The sequence below is a fragment of the Erwinia persicina NBRC 102418 genome (genome assembly GCF_001571305.1).
GTDB lineage: Bacteria > Pseudomonadota > Gammaproteobacteria > Enterobacterales > Enterobacteriaceae > Erwinia > Erwinia persicina.
Genome location: NZ_BCTN01000005.1, coordinates 64,573 through 84,070, shown reverse-complemented (window position 1 = coordinate 84,070; position 19,498 = coordinate 64,573). Strand labels below are relative to the sequence as shown.

13 protein-coding genes are annotated in these 19,498 nt (G+C 57.8%); 10 read left to right on the top strand and 3 right to left on the bottom strand.

Annotated elements, in window-relative coordinates; genetic code table 11:
• The first annotated feature begins 313 nt into the window (after nt 1-313).
• From bcsO to EPE01S_RS07340, 7 genes are all read left to right on the top strand, one after another.
• The gene (bcsO, locus tag EPE01S_RS07370; protein WP_062743958.1) at nt 314-1,033 is read left to right on the top strand and encodes a cellulose biosynthesis protein BcsO; all 720 of its coding nucleotides are present in this window, start codon (nt 314-316) and stop codon (nt 1,031-1,033) included.
• A complete protein-coding gene (bcsQ, locus tag EPE01S_RS07365; protein WP_062743957.1) occupies nt 1,024-1,821 on the top strand; it encodes a cellulose biosynthesis protein BcsQ in 798 nt (265 codons plus the stop codon). The genes bcsO and bcsQ (EPE01S_RS07365) overlap by 10 nt, the downstream gene beginning before the upstream one ends.
• Nucleotides 1,822-1,917: 96 nt before the next feature.
• Nucleotides 1,918-4,017 carry a UDP-forming cellulose synthase catalytic subunit gene (gene bcsA, locus EPE01S_RS07360; protein WP_062743956.1) on the top strand — a complete coding sequence of 700 codons (2,100 nt, stop codon included), beginning with the start codon at nt 1,918-1,920 and terminating at the stop codon, nt 4,015-4,017.
• Nucleotides 4,014-6,620 (top strand): cellulose biosynthesis cyclic di-GMP-binding regulatory protein BcsB, encoded by a 2,607-nt coding sequence (gene bcsB, locus EPE01S_RS07355; RefSeq protein WP_062743955.1) that lies wholly within the window; start codon nt 4,014-4,016, stop codon nt 6,618-6,620. The genes bcsA (EPE01S_RS07360) and bcsB overlap by 4 nt, the downstream gene beginning before the upstream one ends.
• On the top strand, nt 6,620-10,675 hold the full coding sequence (locus tag EPE01S_RS07350; RefSeq protein WP_062743954.1) for a cellulose biosynthesis protein BcsC: 4,056 nt from the start codon (nt 6,620-6,622) through the stop codon (nt 10,673-10,675). Before bcsB ends, EPE01S_RS07350 begins: the two co-directional genes overlap by 1 nt.
• Nucleotides 10,676-10,677: 2 nt before the next feature.
• Entirely contained in the window at nt 10,678-11,142 is a 465-nt protein-coding gene (gene bcsD, locus EPE01S_RS07345) for a cellulose biosynthesis protein BcsD (RefSeq protein ID WP_062743953.1), read from the top strand.
• Between the two features lie 11 nt (nt 11,143-11,153).
• Nucleotides 11,154-12,152: a glycosyl hydrolase family 8 gene (locus tag EPE01S_RS07340; RefSeq protein WP_062743952.1), complete on the top strand. Its 999-nt coding sequence runs from the start codon at nt 11,154-11,156 to the stop codon at nt 12,150-12,152.
• A 127-nt stretch (nt 12,153-12,279) separates the two neighbouring features.
• Here the strand turns inward: EPE01S_RS07340 and bcsG are convergent, their stop codons facing one another.
• Genes bcsG through bcsE form a run of 3 tightly spaced genes read right to left on the bottom strand, consistent with a single transcriptional unit; the run spans nt 12,280 to nt 15,676 of the window.
• On the bottom strand, nt 12,280-13,935 hold the full coding sequence (bcsG, locus tag EPE01S_RS07335; RefSeq protein ID WP_062743951.1) for a cellulose biosynthesis protein BcsG: 1,656 nt from the start codon (nt 13,933-13,935) through the stop codon (nt 12,280-12,282).
• Complete coding sequence (gene bcsF / locus EPE01S_RS07330; RefSeq protein WP_062743950.1) at nt 13,935-14,123, bottom strand: cellulose biosynthesis protein BcsF; 189 nt, start codon at nt 14,121-14,123, stop codon at nt 13,935-13,937. The genes bcsG and bcsF overlap by 1 nt, the downstream gene beginning before the upstream one ends.
• Entirely contained in the window at nt 14,120-15,676 is a 1,557-nt protein-coding gene (bcsE, locus tag EPE01S_RS07325; RefSeq protein WP_062743949.1) for a cellulose biosynthesis protein BcsE, read from the bottom strand. The genes bcsF and bcsE overlap by 4 nt, the downstream gene beginning before the upstream one ends.
• A 288-nt stretch (nt 15,677-15,964) precedes the next feature.
• Between bcsE and bcsR the strand changes: the two genes are divergently transcribed.
• Genes bcsR through bcsA (EPE01S_RS07310) form a run of 3 tightly spaced genes read left to right on the top strand, consistent with a single transcriptional unit; the run spans nt 15,965 to nt 19,493 of the window.
• Nucleotides 15,965-16,156: a cellulose biosynthesis protein BcsR gene (bcsR, locus tag EPE01S_RS07320; protein ID WP_062743948.1), complete on the top strand. Its 192-nt coding sequence runs from the start codon at nt 15,965-15,967 to the stop codon at nt 16,154-16,156.
• The gene (bcsQ, locus tag EPE01S_RS07315; RefSeq protein WP_062743947.1) at nt 16,156-16,887 is read left to right on the top strand and encodes a cellulose biosynthesis protein BcsQ; all 732 of its coding nucleotides are present in this window, start codon (nt 16,156-16,158) and stop codon (nt 16,885-16,887) included. The genes bcsR and bcsQ (EPE01S_RS07315) overlap by 1 nt, the downstream gene beginning before the upstream one ends.
• Complete coding sequence (gene bcsA, locus EPE01S_RS07310) at nt 16,884-19,493, top strand: UDP-forming cellulose synthase catalytic subunit (protein ID WP_062743946.1); 2,610 nt, start codon at nt 16,884-16,886, stop codon at nt 19,491-19,493. The genes bcsQ (EPE01S_RS07315) and bcsA (EPE01S_RS07310) overlap by 4 nt, the downstream gene beginning before the upstream one ends.
• Nucleotides 19,494-19,498 lie beyond the last annotated feature (5 nt).

Sequence of the window (19,498 nt, the reverse complement as noted above, 5' to 3'; positions counted from 1 at the left end):
GTCAGCTTTTCTTCATCCGGGAGAGGATTATGGGATAGTCTTGCCAGAAAAAAGGGGACGTTGTATTAAGCAGGGGTAAGCAGCAGAAAGATATTTCAGTGACAGGAAATAGCTTTTAATTAGCCTGTGCAAAATAATTAACTAAACCAAATAATCACTGTGTTGATATATAACTGTCGCAATGAATAATTGAAATCTATTGACGTGAATTAATCGTTCAACGCCTTTTATCTGGGGTATGAGATTAGTCTGAGTAATTCAAAATTTATATGTTATATTGCCGCGAAATCCTCCACCTTGCGCGATCATACTCATGAAAAGCTATGATGACCTGCAGCGTTTTAAAGAAAAAACGCAAACAAACCACATTGAATTCAAAGACATGTCTGAGCAGGTGCTGAACGCTGATACCACCAACTGGAGCGTGATCCGACAGTTGCTGAAAGAGGGCGCAGGGTCGGTTTTGGATAACAGTCAGCGTATTGACAGAGCAGCGCCTCAGCCCGCCGATCCGGCCGCCTTTACGCCGCCTCTGGCCGCGTCTGAGCCGGCCACGTCGCATCTGCCTGTTCAGTCTTTTAAGGCGGTCGCACCCGCGTCTTCGGGGCGGGTGGGGGCTTCACTGCTGGACAGTATCTCTGCTTCATTGCCGCCTGCTGCCACGTCTCCTGCCGTGCCTGTCCCGGTGGCAGCCCCGGCTGACGGGGGCGATACCGCTCCCCTGCAAGCCATGCCGATCGCACAGCAAACGGCGGTATCCGGCAGTTCACTGTTAGCGCAGCTGGCCGCCCGTTCAGCCCCTGCGGCACAGCCCGTGGCCGACATTGCATCGGCACCCTCAGCCGTTCCGACACCCCTGCATATTGCGCCAGCGGCCACACCGGCCATCGCGCCGCGCTCATCAGCGTCAGAGGCTACCGCTAATGTCAGTTTTAAGCGGCTGTTCAGCCCTGCTGCCACCCCGTCTTCCGCGTCGCTTCCGAAAGATATATTGCTACATCCCCTGCTGGAGAAAATCGCCTCATGCCGTTAGTTTGTGTCTGCTCACCGAAAGGCGGCGTGGGGAAAACCACCATGGCAGCCAATCTTGCTCATGCCCTCGCCCGTGGCGGCAGCAAGGTGCTGGCGATCGATTTTGACGTGCAAAATGCCCTGCGCCTGCACTTTGGTGTTCCACTGGCGGACAGCCGGGGTTTTGTCGCAAAATCTGCCGAATCCTCTGACTGGAGTCAGTCCATTCTCACCACCGGGGGCAATATTTTTGTCCTGCCTTACGGTGACGTGACGGAAGATCAGCGTCTCGGGTTTGAAGACAACCTGACCCGGGATCCTAACTTCCTGTCCCGTGGCCTGCACACGGTGCTGAACTACCCCGGGCTGGTGATTATCGCTGATTTCCCTCCCGGCCCCGGGCCGGCGCTTAAAGCCATGACGGCGCTGGCCGATATGCATTTAGTGGTGATGCTGGCAGACACAGCATCCTTGTCGCTGCTCCCGCAGATTGAAAAAGAAAAAATGATTGGTGGGGCGCTGAATCACCGGGGAGGTCATTATTTCGTCCTGAATCAGAGCGATAGCCGCAGAAATATCAGCCGCGATGTGACCGCATTTATGCAGCAGCGCCTTGGCGACAGGCTGATGGGCGTCGTGAATCGTGATGAAAGCGTGGCAGAAGCCAATGCGTCCCAACAGTCGATTTTTGATTTTAGCCCTGTCTCCGCCGCGGCGTTTGATATTGAGTTGATCGCTAAGCGCCTTGCTGCGCTGCTTGATATTAAAGTCGGTGACGGAGAACTGCATGCTCCGCTAAAGCCCCGTTAACGGCCGGATTATGACCAGGCAGGGAGGCCTGAATACGCGTAATCCGATTATGTTGGGATTGCCACGAATTATAACAATACATATTCAGGATGACTTATGAATAAAGTCCTCTTTTATCTCCTGCTGCTGGTATTATTCCCCGTCGCAGCCGTCATCGTGACGACACCGATGGATAGCGCTAAGCAATATATTTTTGGCTTAATCTCGATTGCTATTCTGTTTTTATTAGGTATTAGCAAAAGCAAAAAAATCACCATCGTGATGGTGATCCTCTCAGCGATGATGTCCACACGCTATATTTACTGGCGGGCGACGGAAACACTGCATTTTAATTCTGAGGTCGAAGCCATTCTTGGCATCGGGCTATTTATGGCCGAGCTTTATGTCTGGCTGATATTAATCCTCGGTTATCTGCAAACCTCATGGCCGCTGAAGCGCACCATTGAGCCGTTGCCCGACGATATCAGCCTGTGGCCTACCGTTGATGTCTACGTCCCCAGCTATAACGAAAGCCTGGACGTGGTACGTGATACGGTGCTGGCGGCACAGTGCATCGACTATCCGCGCGATAAGATCAAAATCTATCTGCTGGATGACGGTAAGCGCAGCGAGTTTGCCCGCTTTGCCGCCGATGTTGGCGTGGGTTACATCACGCGTGATGACAATCGCCACGCCAAGGCCGGTAACCTTAACCATGCAATGAAAATCACCAAAGGTGAGCTGATTTGCATTTTTGACTGCGACCATGTGGCAACACGCACCTTCCTGCAGGCCACCGTCGGTGCTTTCCTGAAAGATGAAAAGCTGGCCCTGCTCCAGACGCCGCACTACTTCTATTCACCGGATCCGTTTGAGCGCAACCTGAAAGCCGCCCGCGACATTCCGAACGAAGGGGCCCTGTTCTACGGCCCGGTTCAGCAGGGTAATGATAACTGGAATGCGACCTTTTTCTGTGGCTCCTGCGCGGTCATTCGTCGTTCAGCGCTGGAAGAGATTGGCGGGTTCGCGGTGGAAACCGTGACAGAAGATGCCCACACCGCGCTGAAAATGCAGCGTCTTGGCTGGGGCTCTGCCTTCCTCGCTATCCCGCTGGCCGCCGGTCTGGCGACCGAGCGTCTGGGTCTGCATATTGTCCAACGTACGCGCTGGGCGCGAGGCATGACGCAGATTTTCCGCGTCGATAACCCGCTGTTGGGTCGCGGGCTGAAATGGCAGCAGCGGCTCTGCTATCTCAACGCCATGCTGCATTTCCAGTTTGGCCTGCCGCGTGTTGTCTTCCTGACGGCGCCGCTGGCGTACCTGCTGTTCAATCTGAATATCATCCACTCGTCGGCAGGCCTGATCTTTGCCTACGTTCTGCCGCACCTGGTAATGTCGCTTTACGTTAACTCTCGTATGAACGGTCGCTTCCGCGCCACCTTCTGGGGAGAGATTTACGAAACCGTGATGGCTTTCCATCTGGTGATCCCGACCCTGTTAACGATGATTTCACCGAAGCACGGTAAATTTAACGTGACGGATAAAGGTGGCCTGTTGGACGTCGGTTTCTTTGACTTCAATATCGTGCGCCCGCACGTGATCTGCGCTCTGCTGTTACTGGTGGGCGTAGTGAGTGGCATTGTCCGGGCGACAGCGCATGACTACTTTGGCGTGGATCCCTACGTTATTGCGCTGAACGTCGGCTGGGCGACCTTCAGCCTGATTATTCTGATGGCAGCCATTGCCGTGGCGCGTGAAACCAAACAGGTGCGTAAAACCATCCGTGTTGATGTCAATCTTCCCGTGGTGGTGCACTACGCCAGTGGCATCTCATCGCGTTCAAATACCGTTAACCTGTCGATGGGCGGTGCGCAGATCGATGCGCCAGACTCGCGTCATGAGAAGGACGAGATTGAAGCCATTGACCTCATCCTGCAGTCCGGGGTGATCTCCATTCCGGTTCAGGTGATTGGTGCGGAGGATGGCGTTATCCGACTGCAGTTTGATGAGATGCCGCTGCCACGCCGTCGTGAGCTGGTTCGGGTGGTGTTGTCGCGCGCCGACGCCTGGATCCAGCCTGTGGGGCCTAAAGATAAACCGTTGCGTTCGTTACTGAACATTATTCGTACCGTGTTTGAGCTGTTCTGGCTGACATTCCAGGATCGGCGGGCAAGAAAAAAACGTCGGGCACAAGTGGAAGAGGATAGCGCGGTATGAAGCCACTCCTCCTCCGGGCATTGTGCCTGAGTACCCTGCTCACGCTGGGCAGCGCGCAGGCCGATCCGGGCAGCGTCACCCGCGACAGCAGCGCATTATCGGATATTCCGCCGCCGGCAGATGTGGGGGCTGAAGTCACGCCGCCAGCGGCAGACGCCGCTCCCCCGGCGCAGACCGACACCCCGGCCACGGCGACGGAAACCCCGGCCATGCCGGCACAGGCGCCTGCTGGCTCCCTGCCTGCGGAGACGTCTCCGCCGGCGGAGGGCCAGGCCGTAGCAACGGATCTGCCTGCCGGATCGGCGGAAAGCAGCCTGCCAGCGGGTGATGAAGCCGCGCTACCACCGGGCACCAACGAAGGCCTGCCTGCGGGCCTGCCGCCGCTGCCGGCCCCGGTCATGGACGAGGCTGAGACGCAGCCTGCCGTATCGCTCAATCAACCGCTTTCCAGCACGGTCAGCGTGGCGCAGATGGGCCAGAAGCAGGGGATCACGCTGACCGGGGGGCAGCTGCAATCCGGGATTGTTTTCACCCTGCCGACCGATGAAGTGGTCACCAATGCGCGCCTGAACCTGTCGCTGAAAGTGTCCCAGGCGCTGGCGGCGCGGAATACGTCGCTGCAGCTGATGCTGAACGGCCAGCCGCTGGGGACCCTGCCGCTGAGTGCCTCCGATCGTGCCAGCGAGGATTATCAGCTGGATATTCCGGCGGCGATGGTGGTGTCCAGCAATAACCTGAGCTTTAAAATTAACGATGCTGACCAGCTGCTGTGTGAGCGCGACAGCGCCCGGCAGTATCAGGTGACTATTCTGCCGAATACCACGCTGGCACTGGAAGGCCAGCAGCTGAATATCGGAACCAACCTGCGCAATTTCCCGCGTCCGTTTATTGACCCGCTGCGCATGAGCCCGGCCAGCGTAGCCATTATCTTTGGCAATGACATCACGCCGGGTGAAGTCAGCGCGGCGGCGATCCTCTCATCCTGGATGGGAATTCAGGCAGACTATCGCGGCATCAGCTTTCCGGTATTACGTGGCGCGCTGCCGGAGAAAAACGGCGTGGTGTTTGGTCACCCCGGTGAAAAAATCGGTAGCCTGACCTTACCGGAAAGTGACGGTCCCTCCCTGCATATGGTGAGTAACCCGGATAACCCGGTGTACAAATTGCTGCTGGTGACTGGCAAAACCGACGATCAGCTGCGTCAGGCTGCGTGGCGTCTTCTGCAGCCGATGACGGCAGATGAACCGTCGCTGGCCGTCACGCCGCAGAGTATGCCGCTGCGCAAGCCGTACGATGCGCCGCGCTGGATCAATACCGAACGTCCGGTACGTCTCAGCGAACTCCTGCGTAAGGATCAGAATCTGACCACCACAGGCATCTGGCATGATGCGCTGCGCGTTAACTTCCGTGCGGCACCCGATCTGTTTCTGTGGGACGGTGACAGCATTCCTGTCCAGCTGAACTATCGCTTCCCGTCAGAAAGCTGGATTGATGAAGATAACTCTCTGCTCAACGTCACGCTGAACGGAACCTTCCTGCGTAACCTGACAGTCAATAAGGTCGGCCTGCTGGAAAATATCTGGCACCGCCTGGGTGGGGATGCGCGCCAGGAGAAATATACCCTGAAACTGGATCCGTACCTGATTTACGGTGACAACCAGATGCAGCTCTATTTCAATATCAAACCTAAGGCCACGGCACCGTGCAGCGTGCTGACCAATAACAATATCAAGAGCCGGATTGAAGATGATTCGTTTATCGATCTGAGTCATACCCGTCACTTTACGTTACTGCCGAACCTCTCTTACTTTGTCGGAGCCTCGTTCCCTTTCTCGCGTCTGGCTGATTATTCTCAGACGGTACTGATGCTTCCTTCAAACCCGAGTAACGCCGAGATCAGCACGCTGCTGGATATGGCAGGCCGTTCGGGCAATGCAACCGGCGCCGCGCTGAGTCAGAACAGCGTCATGTTTGGTATTCCGGCTGCCGGTACGCTGCGTGGCCGCCTGGAAAACAGCGATATTCTCTCGGTTTCCACCCTGGCACAGACCAGTTTTAACCGCGAGTTGCTGGCAGGCTCACCGTACGAACTGAATAATCATACCCTTGGCGTTAAAGTGCCGAATATGCTGGATAACCTGCGTAGCTGGCTGACCGGTAACTGGTATCGTCAGACGCTGGACGCTGACCGTTACTTCTCGTCGAACGAAGACTGGCGCGGTTTTATCAGCTACCGCTCACCGTGGAACAGCAGTCGTCTGGTGGTGATGACAGTCGCGACCGATGATAACCAGCTGGCGCGACTGCATAACGACATGACCTCATCACGGATTAACGCGGGTATCCGGGGGGATACGGCGATCATTACCGATGAGAATGGTATCCGCAGCTTTAGCGTGGGCGCTCAGTTCCCGAGCGGGCAAATGCCCTGGTACATGATGGTTGTATGGTATGCCAACCAGCATGCCGTACTGCTGGCGTTACTGGCGCTGTTCTGTGCCACCCTGGTGGGACTCAGCGCCTGTGTTCTGCTGAAGCGCCATGCATGGCGTCGTCTGCACCCGCAGGATCATTCCCGTACCTCTGGCGAGAAGAAAGAATAATGAAAACAACACTCACCCCCTTAACCGCCAGAATTCGCCAACGCTGGATGTTTGGCAGCGGCCTTGTGCTGTCGGTGATGACGTTCCCGCTGCTGGCCGCAGAGAACAATCCCGCCGTTAAGGCGCTGTTTGACCAGGCAAATTACTGGCATCAGAAAGCGCATGATGAGCTGGCCCGTGATGCGCTGAATAAAGTGCTGATGGTGGATGGGAACAACGCCCAGGCATTGTTCCTGATGGCGCTGTGGTCTCAGCAGGGCGGGGATGGTGCGGCCGCGGCCAAATGGCGCGCGCGGCTTAGTCAGGTTTCGCCACAGGATCCGCGACTGTCAGAACTGGACGCAGCCCGTCAGATGCAGACTATCCCGGCGGCGCAGCTGTCTCTGGCCCGACAACAGGCGCGCAGCGGCAATACCGCGGCGGCCCTGCAGACCTGGCGCAACACCTTCAGCGGGAATACGCCACCGGCCAGCGTGGCGGCGGAGTATTACCTGACCATGGCCGGTGACCGCACCCTGCTGCCGCAGGCGGTGGACAACCTGCGGCAGTTCGTGGCGCAGCACCCGCAGGATACCGGCGCGAAGCTGGCGCTGGGCAAGGCCCTGACCTGGCAGGAATCAACCCGCCGTGAGGGGCTGCAAATGCTGGAAGGACTGGCGGGCGGCAATGCCGACGCCGATCGTTCCCTGCGTCAGGCGCTGCTGTGGCTGGGACCGCAGTCGGGCGATGCGCCGCTGTATCAGCACTACCAGCAGCGCCATCCGCAGGATACGGCGGTGATGGATCACTTCCGGAAAAACGTCGGCGGCGCGGCCAAAGGTGAGGGCTTTAACGCCCTGAACAGCGGCGACGTCAGCGGCGCACAGACCGCTTTCGATCGGGTGCTGCAAACCAACCCGGAGGATGCCGACGCGCTGGCGGGACTGGGCTATGTGGCGCAGCGCAGCGGCGACTATGCCAGAGCGGCAGACTATCTGGAGCGTGCAGCGAAGCTCGGCGGCAGCAACAGCGAACAGCGCCAGCAGCAGGCAACCGATGCCCGCTTCTACGGTCAGTTAGCCGCCGCCCAGCAGGCGATGAAAGCCGGGGACAGCGCGCAGGCTTTAAGCCTCAGCGCGCCGTTAACCCAGGCAGCGGGCGAGAAGGGCGTGGCAGCGAAGCTGTTCCGTGCTGACGTGCTGCGCCGTAATAATCAGCTGGATCAGGCCGCGCAGACCTACCGTGACGTGCTGTCCGGCGATGCCGCTAACCGTCCGGCGAAAGAGGGGCTGTTCTACGTGCTGCGGCAGCAGGGTAACACCGCCGAAGCTAACACACTGCTGGCCTCTCTCCCGTCCAGCGTACGCGAGGCAGTGACGCCGCGCCCGGTGGCCACCAGTGAACCGGTGCGCCGTGACGCGAAGCAGGCGCTGGCGGCCGGCAACCCGCAGCGGGCCATTACGATCCTGCAGCAGGGCATGCAGCGTTTCCCGGCCGACGGCTGGCTGCGCCTCGACCTTGCGCGTATTTATCAGCAACAGGGCAATACCGCTGCGGCGGCAGGCGTGATGCAGCCTGCTTTCCGCAACGGTGCCAGCAGCAATGAAGTGTATGCGGCCGCGCTGTTTGCCAGCGAAAGCGGGGCCTGGGGGCAGGCGCAGAGCCTGCTGTCACGCATTCCGGCCCGCAGTCAAAACGCAGAGATGCGCGCGCTGACCCAGCGTGTGAACTTCAACCAGCAGATGTCCGTGGCGCAGCAGTATCTGGCCCAGGGCGCCAGTGCGGCGGCGGCCAACACGCTGAAAGCGCTGGCGGCGAACCCGCCGCAAAATCCGGCGGATGCGGGTAACCTGGCGAAAGGCCTGGCACAGGCGGGTGATATGACCACGGCGGTCTCCGTTGTGCGCGCCAGTATGCAGCGCGGTGTGCAGGGTAACGCCGGTGACTATGCGGCCCAGGTGGCGGTACTGAATCAGGCGGGACTGGGCGGTGAAGCGCAGGCCTTCCTCAGTAACCCGGAACTGCAGTCACGCAGCACCAGCGCCCAGCTGGCGGGGATCCGTAACGGCGGGCTAATTAATGAAGTGGATGAACTGCGTGAACGCAAACAGTATGCGGCGGCCTACGATAAGCTGATCGGCGCCCTGCAGAAAGATCCGCAGAATTCCGACCTGATGTTTGCCATGGCGCGCCTGTACCAGTCCGGCAAGATGAACAAAGAAGCCGCAGTGGTGTACGACTACCTGATGACGCGCGACACCGACACTCAGGATGCGCGCGAAGGGGCGATTAACACCGCGCTGGCGCTGAATGATGTGCCCAAAGCTCGCGCTCTGGCCAGCGGCCTGCGCGGCGAGCCGTCGCCGGAACGCCTGCTGTTGCTGGCGCGGGTTTCCGAAGCGGAGGGCGATCATCATCAGGCCCTGAGCTATCTGCGCACCGCCAAAGGTAAGATGATCGGGCTGGACGGCAGCCGTGTCGGCAGTACCGCCGGCATTGGCGGCCTGACGCTGTCCGATAACCCCTTTATCAACCGCACGACGATGTCGGTACGCAAATCACCGTCGGTGTACGGCAATACCATGCCCTGGCAGCAGGCGCCGGATGCGCGAGACTATCGTGATATTGACGGGGCTGAAGGCGGGCTGACCCTCGTCGGCGGCGGTACTGAAGCCGCGACCCGACAGAATCAGACGCTGCATCAGATTGACACCATGATGGATGAGCTGGAGAAAGATACCGGCACCTGGATGCAGGGCGGCATTCAGATCCGCGGTCGCGACGGCGAGAACGGCCTGAGCAAGCTGACCGAGGCGAAAGCGCCGCTGGTGTGGTCCAGCTCCCCGCTGGGTGACGCCCGCTTTGACTTTACCGTGACACCGATGACCCTGAGCGCCGGCAGCGCCAGCGGTGATGCTTATCGCCGTCTTGGCACCGGGGCGGCCGGAGTCGCGGTCGCTAACCTGATTCAGAACATTAAAAATGAACAGACCAGTTACAGCGGGCTGACCGCGGCGGAGAAAGCGACGTTTGATGCGGCTAATCCGGGCGTGGGCGCGGCGCTGACGAATCTTACCGGTATCGATAGCGCGGACTACAATCCGTTCACCAACAGCGGCGTCAGCAACTTACAGAGCCTGAATAACAACGCCACGCTGGCGAAATACCTTGCGGCTTCTTCGCGTAAGGTCAATGTTGATACGGCATCGTCATCGTCGACCGACTCGCAGACGGCCTCCGGCGTGGAGCTGAACCTGGCGTTAAGCGGTGACAGCTACAGGATTGACCTCGGCAGTACGCCGCTGGGTCAGGATCTCAGCACGATGGTCGGCGGTGTGAAGTGGGCACCGAAGCTGACGGACTATCTGACCCTGATCCTCACCGGCGAACGCCGTGCGGTCACCGACAGTCTGCTCTCATACGTTGGGGTGAAAGATAAGTTTTCCGGCAAGAGCTGGGGTCGCGTGACCAAAAACGGCGGTAACGCCATGCTGAGTTACGACGATGGCGATGCCGGATTCTATGTCGGTGCCGGGGGGTACAGCTATGTCGGGGAAAACGTGGCCAGTAATACCTCGTTAATGGGTAACGCCGGCGCCTATGTGCGTCCGTTTCACTTTAACGATCGCGAACTGAAAACCGGCATCAACATCAGCTGGATGGACTTCTCGAAGAACCTCAGTAACTTCAGCTACGGTCAGGGGGGCTACTTCAGCCCGCAGAACTATATCAGCGTATCGTTCCCGGTAGACTTCACCCAGACCTATGACGATCTGAGCGTAAAAGTGGGCGGTTCGGCGGGTTATCAGTCCTATACCCAGGATCGCAGCGCGTACTTCCCGAACAACAGCGATTACCAGTCACTGCTGGAAGATGCTGTGACGGCAGGTTATGCCAAAGAGGCGTACTTCAGCGGCGGCAGCAAGAGCGGTATCGGCTATAACCTGCACGCGGGTGCGGATTATAAGATCAACAAAGACGTCACCATCGGCGGTCAGTTGGGCTATGACACCTTCGGCGACTATAACGAAAGTACAGCGCAGCTCTACTTCCGCTACATGCTGGGAGGCAAATAAGCATGAGTCAGTTACAGGAACGCACCCTGCAGTATTACCGTCAGCAGCAGTACCAGCCCGGCTGGTTTGATCTGCTGAGCGTGATGATCAACGGGATGCTGAATAACGCCGGCGAGCAGGAAAGCCAGGCGTTTTTACGCCAGATGGGCGATAACCTCGCCAGCCGTTATCCGCTGGCTACCATCGCGACCGTGGCGGATCTGGAAGCACAGATCAATCTGGTACTGGGGCAGTTTAACTGGGGGTTTGTGGATCTGCAGCCTTCAGATACCGCGATCGTGATCGATCATCTGGCGTTACCACCGGGTGATGGCATTATGCCGGATCGCCAGTGGCGGCTGGCGCTCGGTGCGGTTTTACTGGGCCTGTATGCCCGTTGGCTACGTGTTCAGGGAGGCGGTGAGAACGTCGCCCTGACCTGTGAAGAAACCGGTGAAAGTTCACTGCGTTTTCACTACCAGAGGTGAGAAATACCATGATGGCAATGTTCAGGGCAGGCATCATCCTGCTTGCGCTGGTGCTGGGCCTGTCTCAGGCCAGCGCCGCAGAGGGCTGGGGTACGTTTAAAACACGTTTTCTGACTTCTGAAGGCCGTATTCAGGATACGGGCAACAACAATGTCAGCCATACGGAGGGGCAGGGTTATGCCATGCTGATGGCGGTGTATTACAACGACCACACCACCTTTGACCGCCTGTGGCGCTGGACGCAAACCCATCTCAGTAACCCGAAAAATGACCTGTTTTACTGGAAATATATTCCGGGGAACGCCGATCCGGTCAGCGATAAAAACAACGCCTCTGACGGCGATGTGCTGATCGCCTGGGCGCTGCAGAAGGCCGGGGAGAAATGGCAGGATCAGTCCTATTTACAGCATTCAGATCGCATTCAGCGGGCGATTATCGCCCATAACGTGATCACCTTTGCGGGCCGCACAATCATGCTGCCCGGCGCGCAGGGCTTTAACAAGACCAGCTATGTGGTACTGAACCCGTCCTATTTTATCTTCCCGGCGTGGCGTGATTTTGCCCGGCGCAGCCATCTGAAAGTGTGGAATACGCTGATCGACGACGGGGTCGCCCTGCTGTCTGAGATGCGCTTCGGGGACAGCGCGCTGCCGCTGGACTGGGTGGCGATGAACGCCGACGGGTCACTGGCTCCGGCCACGGCCTGGCCACCGCGCTTCAGCTACGATGCAATCCGTATTCCGCTTTATCTGTACTGGTATGATCCCGCGTCGTTACAGCTTGTGCCGTTCCAGCGTTTCTGGATGAACTTCCAGCGCCTGCAAACGCCCGCCTGGATTGATGTCATGAGTAACGATAAAGCCCCTTACGCTATGGCGGGGGGACTGCTCGCCGTGCGCGATCTGACGCTCGGGGAAACGGGTTATCTGAATGATTCGCTGAACAGCGACGAGGACTATTTTTCAGCGAGTCTGCGGCTGCTGACATGGCTGGCGTTTAAAGACCACTAAAGAGCGGGAAAACCGTCACAGGGGCCGGCCAGAAAAGAAGGCCGGCCCCTGTGACGGGTCAGAAAGTCTAACGCCCCTGACCTGGCTGTCCGGGGCCGGCCTCTTGCGCTGCACAGGGCAAACGTCCCTAAAGCGGATAGGCCACCCAGTCTCCACCATTCAACCTGATCCAGGGTTTGCCCTGATACATCATCACCACCGCATTATCATTTTCGGAAATCACCGGCGTCTGCGGCAGGTCGGCAGTCAGCGTAGCCATGTTCACGTTAGCCGCATTAAATACCTGCCCATCCACCACGCGGGAAATCAGCTCAGAGACCGCCAGCAGGCTGGTCGGCGTACTGACATCAAGCGGCTTACCGGCGTGAGGGGCCTTCATACCGACAAACTTGATACCCACCGGAACATGGGTAATCGACGGGCTGGGGATATCTCGCAGGCCGGACATCTGCATCCGGTCGCCTTCCAGCGCGGCACCGTGCTCCGGCACCACCAGCACCATTACCCGGCGGCCAGATTTTTCCAGGTTGGTCAGGAATTCATCCAACTGGTCGAAGAGCAGTTTTGCGCGCGGCTGCCAGGCGGCGGTTTTACTGCTGCCCAGGTCGCGCGTACCGTCGTGCAGCGGGATCAGGTTATAGAAGGTCGCGCTACGGGTATCGCTGCTTTTTTGCCGATCGTCCAGCCAGCGCTGCATCAGCTGCGCGTCGTTAAACACCGGTTCGCCGTCGAAAGAGGTCAGCTCGGGCTTAATGCCGGCTTGTGACATCAGCGGTGCCTGCAAATTACCGTCCTCACGCAGCTCCTGCAGATAGCCGCCAAACACGCCGGGATGGTCGAGCATCAACTGCTGCTTAAAGCCCAGTTTCGCCAGGTTATCGAACAGATAGCAGCGCTCATCGGCGGGCTTGTACAGGTCGCTGTGCGAACTCTGGCCGCAGCTGGCGCGCAGCAGGCGGATCCCCGCCGGGCCGCTGTAGCCGGTGGCGGAATTATAGTTATTCAGCACCACGTCGAAGTGCTGCCACAGCGGATGCTCGCGCAGTCGGGCAAACTCAATATCAGACCATGCCAGCGAGCAGATATTGATCACCAGAATATCAAATGGCGCAGCGTCGGCAGGCAGCGCGTCCGGGAACGGCGTGATACGCTGTTTTTCGCTGTTATAAAAGGCGTTGAGATGAGCCGTCAGATTCGCGCTGGTCGGTGGCAGCGTCTCTTCCATGCCGCTCACCGTCTCCTTCTTCGCTGCCGGCGTAACATTCGCCGCCGCCGGCGGTGCGGTTTCCCGGGTCGGCAGCAGGCTAAAGGCCGGGCCGGCAAGGTTTACCACGTTGACCCAGAGTAAAAACAGAGACACCACCACCGTCACCCTGATCCACTGGGCAATAAAGAGATACAGCACCAGCAGCACGAAGGCACCGCCCACCATCTGCCAGTTAATAAAACGGGTGGTTAAATCCAGCAGGTAGTCGGCAGAGAAGCCTGCCAGCTGGCCGCCCTGACTGAGCAGCGTCTGCAGGCCCGGTAACCAGGTATCATGCCAGAACAGCGCGATGCCGATTGGAATGGAGAGCCCGTGGCGCAGGCGATGCAGCCTGAGTGACGGCATCGGCATCAGTAGCCAGGCGAGAAAAACCAGATTCGTCAGCGCATGAAAATTCAGATAGCCGAACCACAGCAGCGCAAACTTAAGCAGAAAATAAAAGTTCCAGCCACCCAGCCCGCGCCAGTTGCGCCATGCAGACGGCGTTGCCGGAATTTGAGAGTCACGATCGGTCATCACTTTTTGGTATCCGAACCAGAGGATTTACGCCGCCACGTCCCTTCATATTTAAGAGAGCGGGGAGGAAGAACGCGGTGTAACACACCGTGCCATTGCCTGGGCAGCCAGCGGGTGTAAAGCGGTTTTAACAGTAATAAAACCAGTAGCAGCAGAATGGTGATCTGCACGCCATCCATTAACGTCATGGTTGATCCTTTCTGTCTGCAGGGGTCGTCAGCGTAATTTCCTGCGGCATCAGGCGAATGTCTGGCGAAGCCGGGGCGGCCGGAGGGGCATCAGGGAGATCACTCCCGGTCGCAGGCGCATCACGCCAGGCGCTGGGCACCATGCCATTGATTTGCCGGATTTCAGAGAGGATTTGTAGATCCTCGAACCACACCATACGGTTGGTAAAAATCTCGTCATGCGGCAGATGAAAAATATAGTGCAGCGCGGTATCCAGATCGTTGTAACGACAGGAGGAGAGGAAAAGATAGAGCCGGTCTTCAATGCGGGTGATCAGGTCACCGTAGCGCCGGGGCTTACACAGCGTTAGCGCCTGTTCCGGGCTGAGTTCCGGCACCGGGCGTAGCGCAATGAGCAGACCTTTTCCGTTTTCCGGCAGCATAGTGTTGTCGATTAATCTCTTCACCGAACGGCAGAAATGCTCCAGTGGAAGATAGCCTTTTTCCTGCAAGGGTTGCATGGATTTCAGGAGAATACTGAGGTCCGCAGGCACATGACGATTATAGTGCTGCCCCTGTAAACCTTCGATGGCGGTCAGAAAGCGCGACAGGGTGGCATTAAAGGGGACGATGGCGTTGACGCCGCACGCCAGCAGCAGGCGTTCATCGCTGTAGCGCAGGGCCGTCTGCATTTCGCGCACCACAATCTTCAGGGCGCTGCCGCGCGTGCGGCGCAGTCCGTGAATATCGCCTGCCAGCGTCGCCACCTGGTCGTTATGACTCAGCGTAAAGATGATGGTGGCGGCACTGGCCTGCTGCGCCCGGCTTGCCAGCTGGCTGTTATCTTCAAACAGCGTCCATGCACTGGAGAGGGGGGGCGCACCTTCAAGGGCACTTTTTTCAGCCAGATACTCGTTTTCATCATTCAGTGTTAAGGGCGTATTGTGATCGGTTTCATTAATCTGAATGAACGCCTCGTCATGTAAAGTGAGACGCAGCGCACGATCGGCCAGCATCCCACTTTTATTACACCACCAGTTAATTCGGTAATTCCAGCTGTCCTGTTGCCATTCAAGATGTGATAATCCTTCTAAATGACGATAACGCGTTTGTAAATCACTGCGCAGGGCATTTAGGCCAGCCCCGGATGTGATAATCAACAGCGTTGACTTTCGCACGGTTAACCATTTTTGCATTTCCCTCAGCCAGCGATTTAATTCTGCTGAAGATAACTTTTCCCATGTACTGAATGCTGTGTAAAATATCAGTAAGCGGGGTTTGTTGACCAGGGTTCGGGACAGATCTTCCATTAAGTCCATTAGCGCTTCCGCCGTTTCAGGCAGAGAGAATAACGGGATCTTGTTGGGGCCGCCCTGGGGTGCAGGCGAGAGCAGACTTTGTGGTTTATCCGCGCTACTGATCAGGGTCAATGCACGTTGCGAGGCGATTGTCTGGCGCACCAGCCGTCGTGCATCTTCCTGACGGTTAACCGTTATCCAGTAACAGCCGGGCGGTTGCATCAGCGCTAATTCGTGTTGAACCTGTCCCAGCCCTAAGGTATATGAAATCGTCATAAGATACTGTGCACCAGGGATAATCCAGCGGGGTGATAGCCTGGAAAAAAAAGCGTACCAATTGTTATGCTGTAAATATACATTACTACTTAACACGTTTCAGTGAATCATTTATATCGTGCTCATCTTTTATGCGCTAAGTATCCCAGGATAAGTCTCGTGCCTTACTTTTTCAGCCAGTAATGCTTTTTCCGCTACGGTTCCCCGGTGCGTGGCACATTTTTAAATCTTTAACCGGATAACTTCATATTAACAAACCGGCAGTACTCTGCATAATGACTGGAAAAGATGAATAAAAATCAGCGTCCTGCTTTATCCCATGAGCGCGAACAACCCGACGATATCAGCGCGTTGAGTGAGGCATTTTCACTCGGGGCATTCCGTTATATCGATATTGCCCGTCATGAACGACTGGCCGAAATTTATATCCGTTGGCCGTTACTGAGCGAATTGGGTTCACCGCAAAAAAAGGAGGGATAATGCCGATCGTTGCCTTGTCGGGACTTCGCGGGGGCGTGGGAACCACCTCTGTTACGGCTGCGCTGGCCTGGGCGCTCAATCGTCTGGGGGAAAGGACGATGGTCATCGACTTTTCGCCCCATAACCAGCTGCGGGCTCACTTTAATATGCCGGTAACGCACTCCCGAGGCTGGGCATACAGCGATCGTCAACAGCAGCCCTGGCAGCAGAGTGCAATGCGCTATACCGAACAGCTCGACTTCATTCCATTCGGTGACCTCCCGGCTGATGAAAAACAGAATGTTATGCATCAGCCCGAAGCGTTACTGACGCCGTGGGCTGCGCGTCTGGCTTCCCTGCGCAAAACGTATCGCTGGATACTGCTGGATATGCCGGCAGAGCTGCCCCGGCTCAGCGACACGCTGCTCGCTCAGGCCGACCACAGCCTGGTGGTGCTGAATGCTGATGGCAACGCTCATCTTCGCCTGCATCAAACCATTTTCCCGCCAAATACCCTGTTTCTGCTTAACCAGTTTAGTTCCCTTAGCAAGGCGCAGCAGGACTTGCATCAGCTGTGGTTGAGTTCACTGAAAGGAATGGTGCCATTATTGATCCACCGTGATGAAGCCCTGGCCGAAGCGCTGCTGTGCAAACAGCCGGTGGGGGAATATCGTCCCCTCAGCCTCGGGGCGGAGGAGATCGCGACGCTGGCAACCTGGTGTCTGATCAATCTCACAGGTAAAGCGGCATGAGCCCACTTCGCTGGCTTCTGATCCCTCCGGTGTGGCAGGCATTACACCAGCGATATGGTCAATACCGCCACCATCGTACGCCGGTGCTGACGGCCTCGCTCCAGTGTCTGCTGGTGATGCTGGGCTGGGCATTACTGCGTTTTGAATCCCCTGAATGGCAGTCTGTCCGTGCCCGTCGCCGTGACCTCTACCCGCAGGTTTCGCCAGAACGCCCCCGTCCGGCTGATCTGCTGCGTTACCTGGTGCAAAGCCTGTGGTTGTTGCTGTTTATTCCGCTGGACGCCTCGCGGCGCAGCGAGCGCCAGCGATTGAATGCCTTTCGCCCGCTGGCCCGCTGGCGTAAACGATTTTACCGCTGGCTTGAGCGTTTACCGCAGCGGGCGCAGCGCAACAGGCTGGAAAGTCGCAGTGAGCGCTGGTTAAGCCAGCTGCACCCGCTGCTGCGTAAGGGGTTGTTTAGTGTGGCGGTGCTGGTGGCAACCGCGCTGGCTCTGCTCTGTATCTCCCAGCCTTTCGACATCTGGACGCAGTTTATTTTTGTGCTGGTGCTCTGGAGTGTGGCGATGGTGGTTCGTCGTATTCCTGGCAGACTGCCCACCATGATGATGATTGTTCTGTCGCTGACCATCTCCTGTCGTTATCTGTGGTGGCGCTATAACGCTACCCTGAACTGGGATGATCCCCTCAGTCTGACCTTCGGTCTGCTGCTGGTCGCGGCTGAGACCTACGCCTGGGTGGTGTTGCTGCTGGGGTATTTTCAGAGTCTCTGGCCGCTGAACCGTCAGCCGGTGTCGATGCCGGAGGATATCAGCAGCTGGCCGACCGTTGACCTGCTGGTGCCCACCTATAACGAGCCGTTAAGCGTGGTAAAACCGTCCATTTATGCGGCGCTGGGTATCGACTGGCCCCGGGATAAGCTGACCATTTATCTGCTGGACGATGGCCAGCGCCCGGAATTTCGAGAATTTGCTGAAAGCGTGGGGATTCAGTACGTCGCCCGTGACGTCCGCGATCATGCCAAAGCGGGTAATATTAACCATGCCCTGCGTACCGTCTGCCGCAGTGAGTATGTGGCGATTTTTGACTGCGACCACGTGCCGACGCGCTCATTCCTGCAGATGACCCTCGGCTGGTTTATTAAAGATCCCAGACTGGCCATGTTGCAGACCCCGCATCATTTCTTTTCGCCGGATCCCTTCGAGCGCAATCTTGGCCGCTTTCGCCGTACCCCTAACGAAGGCACCCTGTTCTACGGCCTGGTTCAGGACGGGAACGATGTCTGGGATGCCACCTTCTTCTGCGGCTCCTGTGCGGTATTACGCCGGACGGCTCTGGATGAAATTGGCGGCATCGCGGTGGAGACGGTCACGGAAGATGCTCACACCTCCCTGCGCCTGCATCGAAAAGGCTACACCTCGGCCTATATTCGTATTCCGCAGGCCGCCGGACTGGCGACGGAGAGCCTGTCGGCGCATATCGGCCAGCGCATCCGCTGGGCGCGCGGCATGGTGCAGATTTTTCGCCTCGACAACCCGCTGTTTGGCAAAGGCCTGAAGCTGGTGCAGCGTCTGTGCTACGCCAACGCGATGCTGCATTTCCTGGCGGGGATCCCCCGGCTGATTTTCCTGCTGGCACCGCTGGCCTTCCTGCTGTTCCACTCGTTTATCATTTACGCCCCGGCGCTGGCCATCGCCATCTATGTGCTGCCGCATATGCTGCACACCAGCCTGACCAACTCGCGTATTCAGGGGCGCTGGCGTCACTCGTTCTGGAGTGAAGTCTATGAAACCGTACTGGCCTGGTATATTGCCCGACCGACCACTGTGGCGTTGCTCAATCCGCATAAAGGGAAATTTAACGTGACCGCTAAAGGGGGGCTGGTCGAGGAGCAGCACCTGGACTGGGTGATCACCCGGCCGTATATGTGCCTGGTATTGATTAACGTTGTCGGGGCGATGGTAGGTGTCTGGCGTATCGCCTGTGGGCCGACCAGCGAGGTGCTGACGGTACTGGTCAGCCTGGTATGGGTGTTTTATAACCTGATTATTCTGGGGGGCGCGGTGGCGGTGTCTGTTGAAGCCCGACAAATCCGCGAAGCCCACCGCGTGGAGATGGCGATGCCTGCCGCAATTGCCCGTGCAGACGGGCATCTGCTGCCCTGCACCCTGCGCGACTACTCCGACGGTGGCGTGGGCGTTGAGCTGCGTGAGCCTGATGCCCTGAACAGCGATGAAACCGTCTTTTTACTGCTCAAACGCGGCCAGCAGGAGTTCAGTTTCCCCTGTGTGGTGCAGCGAACCTTTGGCCGCCGGGCGGGGATCCGCCTGGATAACCTCACCACTCAGCAGCACGTTGAATTTATTCAGTGTACCTTTGCCCGTGCCGATACCTGGGCGCTGTGGCAGGACAGCTTCCCGGAAGATAAACCGGTACAGAGCCTGGCTGATATCGTGGTGCTGGGCTTTAAAGGCTATCTGCGTCTGGCGGAGTACGGGCCGCCGCGCCTGCGCCAGCTGTTTATTGCTTTAACCACGCTGGCGGCGTGGGTAACTTCCTTCCTCCCTCATAGTGTGGGGCGCGCGCGCCGCCCCGTGACGCAACCGTGAAGACA

Excerpts from the sequence above, each read along its gene's own strand:
- bcsD (WP_062743953.1), top strand. The coding sequence starts at position 10,678 with ATGAGTCAGTTACAGGAACGCACCCTGCAGTATTACCGTCAGCAGCAG.
- bcsR (WP_062743948.1), top strand. The coding sequence starts at position 15,965 with ATGAATAAAAATCAGCGTCCTGCTTTATCCCATGAGCGCGAACAACCC.
- EPE01S_RS07340 (WP_062743952.1), top strand. The coding sequence starts at position 11,154 with ATGGCAATGTTCAGGGCAGGCATCATCCTGCTTGCGCTGGTGCTGGGC.
- EPE01S_RS07350 (WP_062743954.1), top strand. The coding sequence starts at position 6,620 with ATGAAAACAACACTCACCCCCTTAACCGCCAGAATTCGCCAACGCTGG.
- bcsA (WP_062743956.1), top strand. The coding sequence starts at position 1,918 with ATGAATAAAGTCCTCTTTTATCTCCTGCTGCTGGTATTATTCCCCGTC.
- bcsE (WP_062743949.1), bottom strand. The coding sequence starts at position 15,676 with ATGACGATTTCATATACCTTAGGGCTGGGACAGGTTCAACACGAATTA.
- bcsQ (WP_062743957.1), top strand. The coding sequence starts at position 1,024 with ATGCCGTTAGTTTGTGTCTGCTCACCGAAAGGCGGCGTGGGGAAAACC.
- bcsG (WP_062743951.1), bottom strand. The coding sequence starts at position 13,935 with ATGACCGATCGTGACTCTCAAATTCCGGCAACGCCGTCTGCATGGCGC.
- bcsB (WP_062743955.1), top strand. The coding sequence starts at position 4,014 with ATGAAGCCACTCCTCCTCCGGGCATTGTGCCTGAGTACCCTGCTCACG.
- bcsQ (WP_062743947.1), top strand. The coding sequence starts at position 16,156 with ATGCCGATCGTTGCCTTGTCGGGACTTCGCGGGGGCGTGGGAACCACC.
- bcsO (WP_062743958.1), top strand. The coding sequence starts at position 314 with ATGAAAAGCTATGATGACCTGCAGCGTTTTAAAGAAAAAACGCAAACA.
- bcsA (WP_062743946.1), top strand. The coding sequence starts at position 16,884 with ATGAGCCCACTTCGCTGGCTTCTGATCCCTCCGGTGTGGCAGGCATTA.
- bcsF (WP_062743950.1), bottom strand. The coding sequence starts at position 14,123 with ATGACGTTAATGGATGGCGTGCAGATCACCATTCTGCTGCTACTGGTT.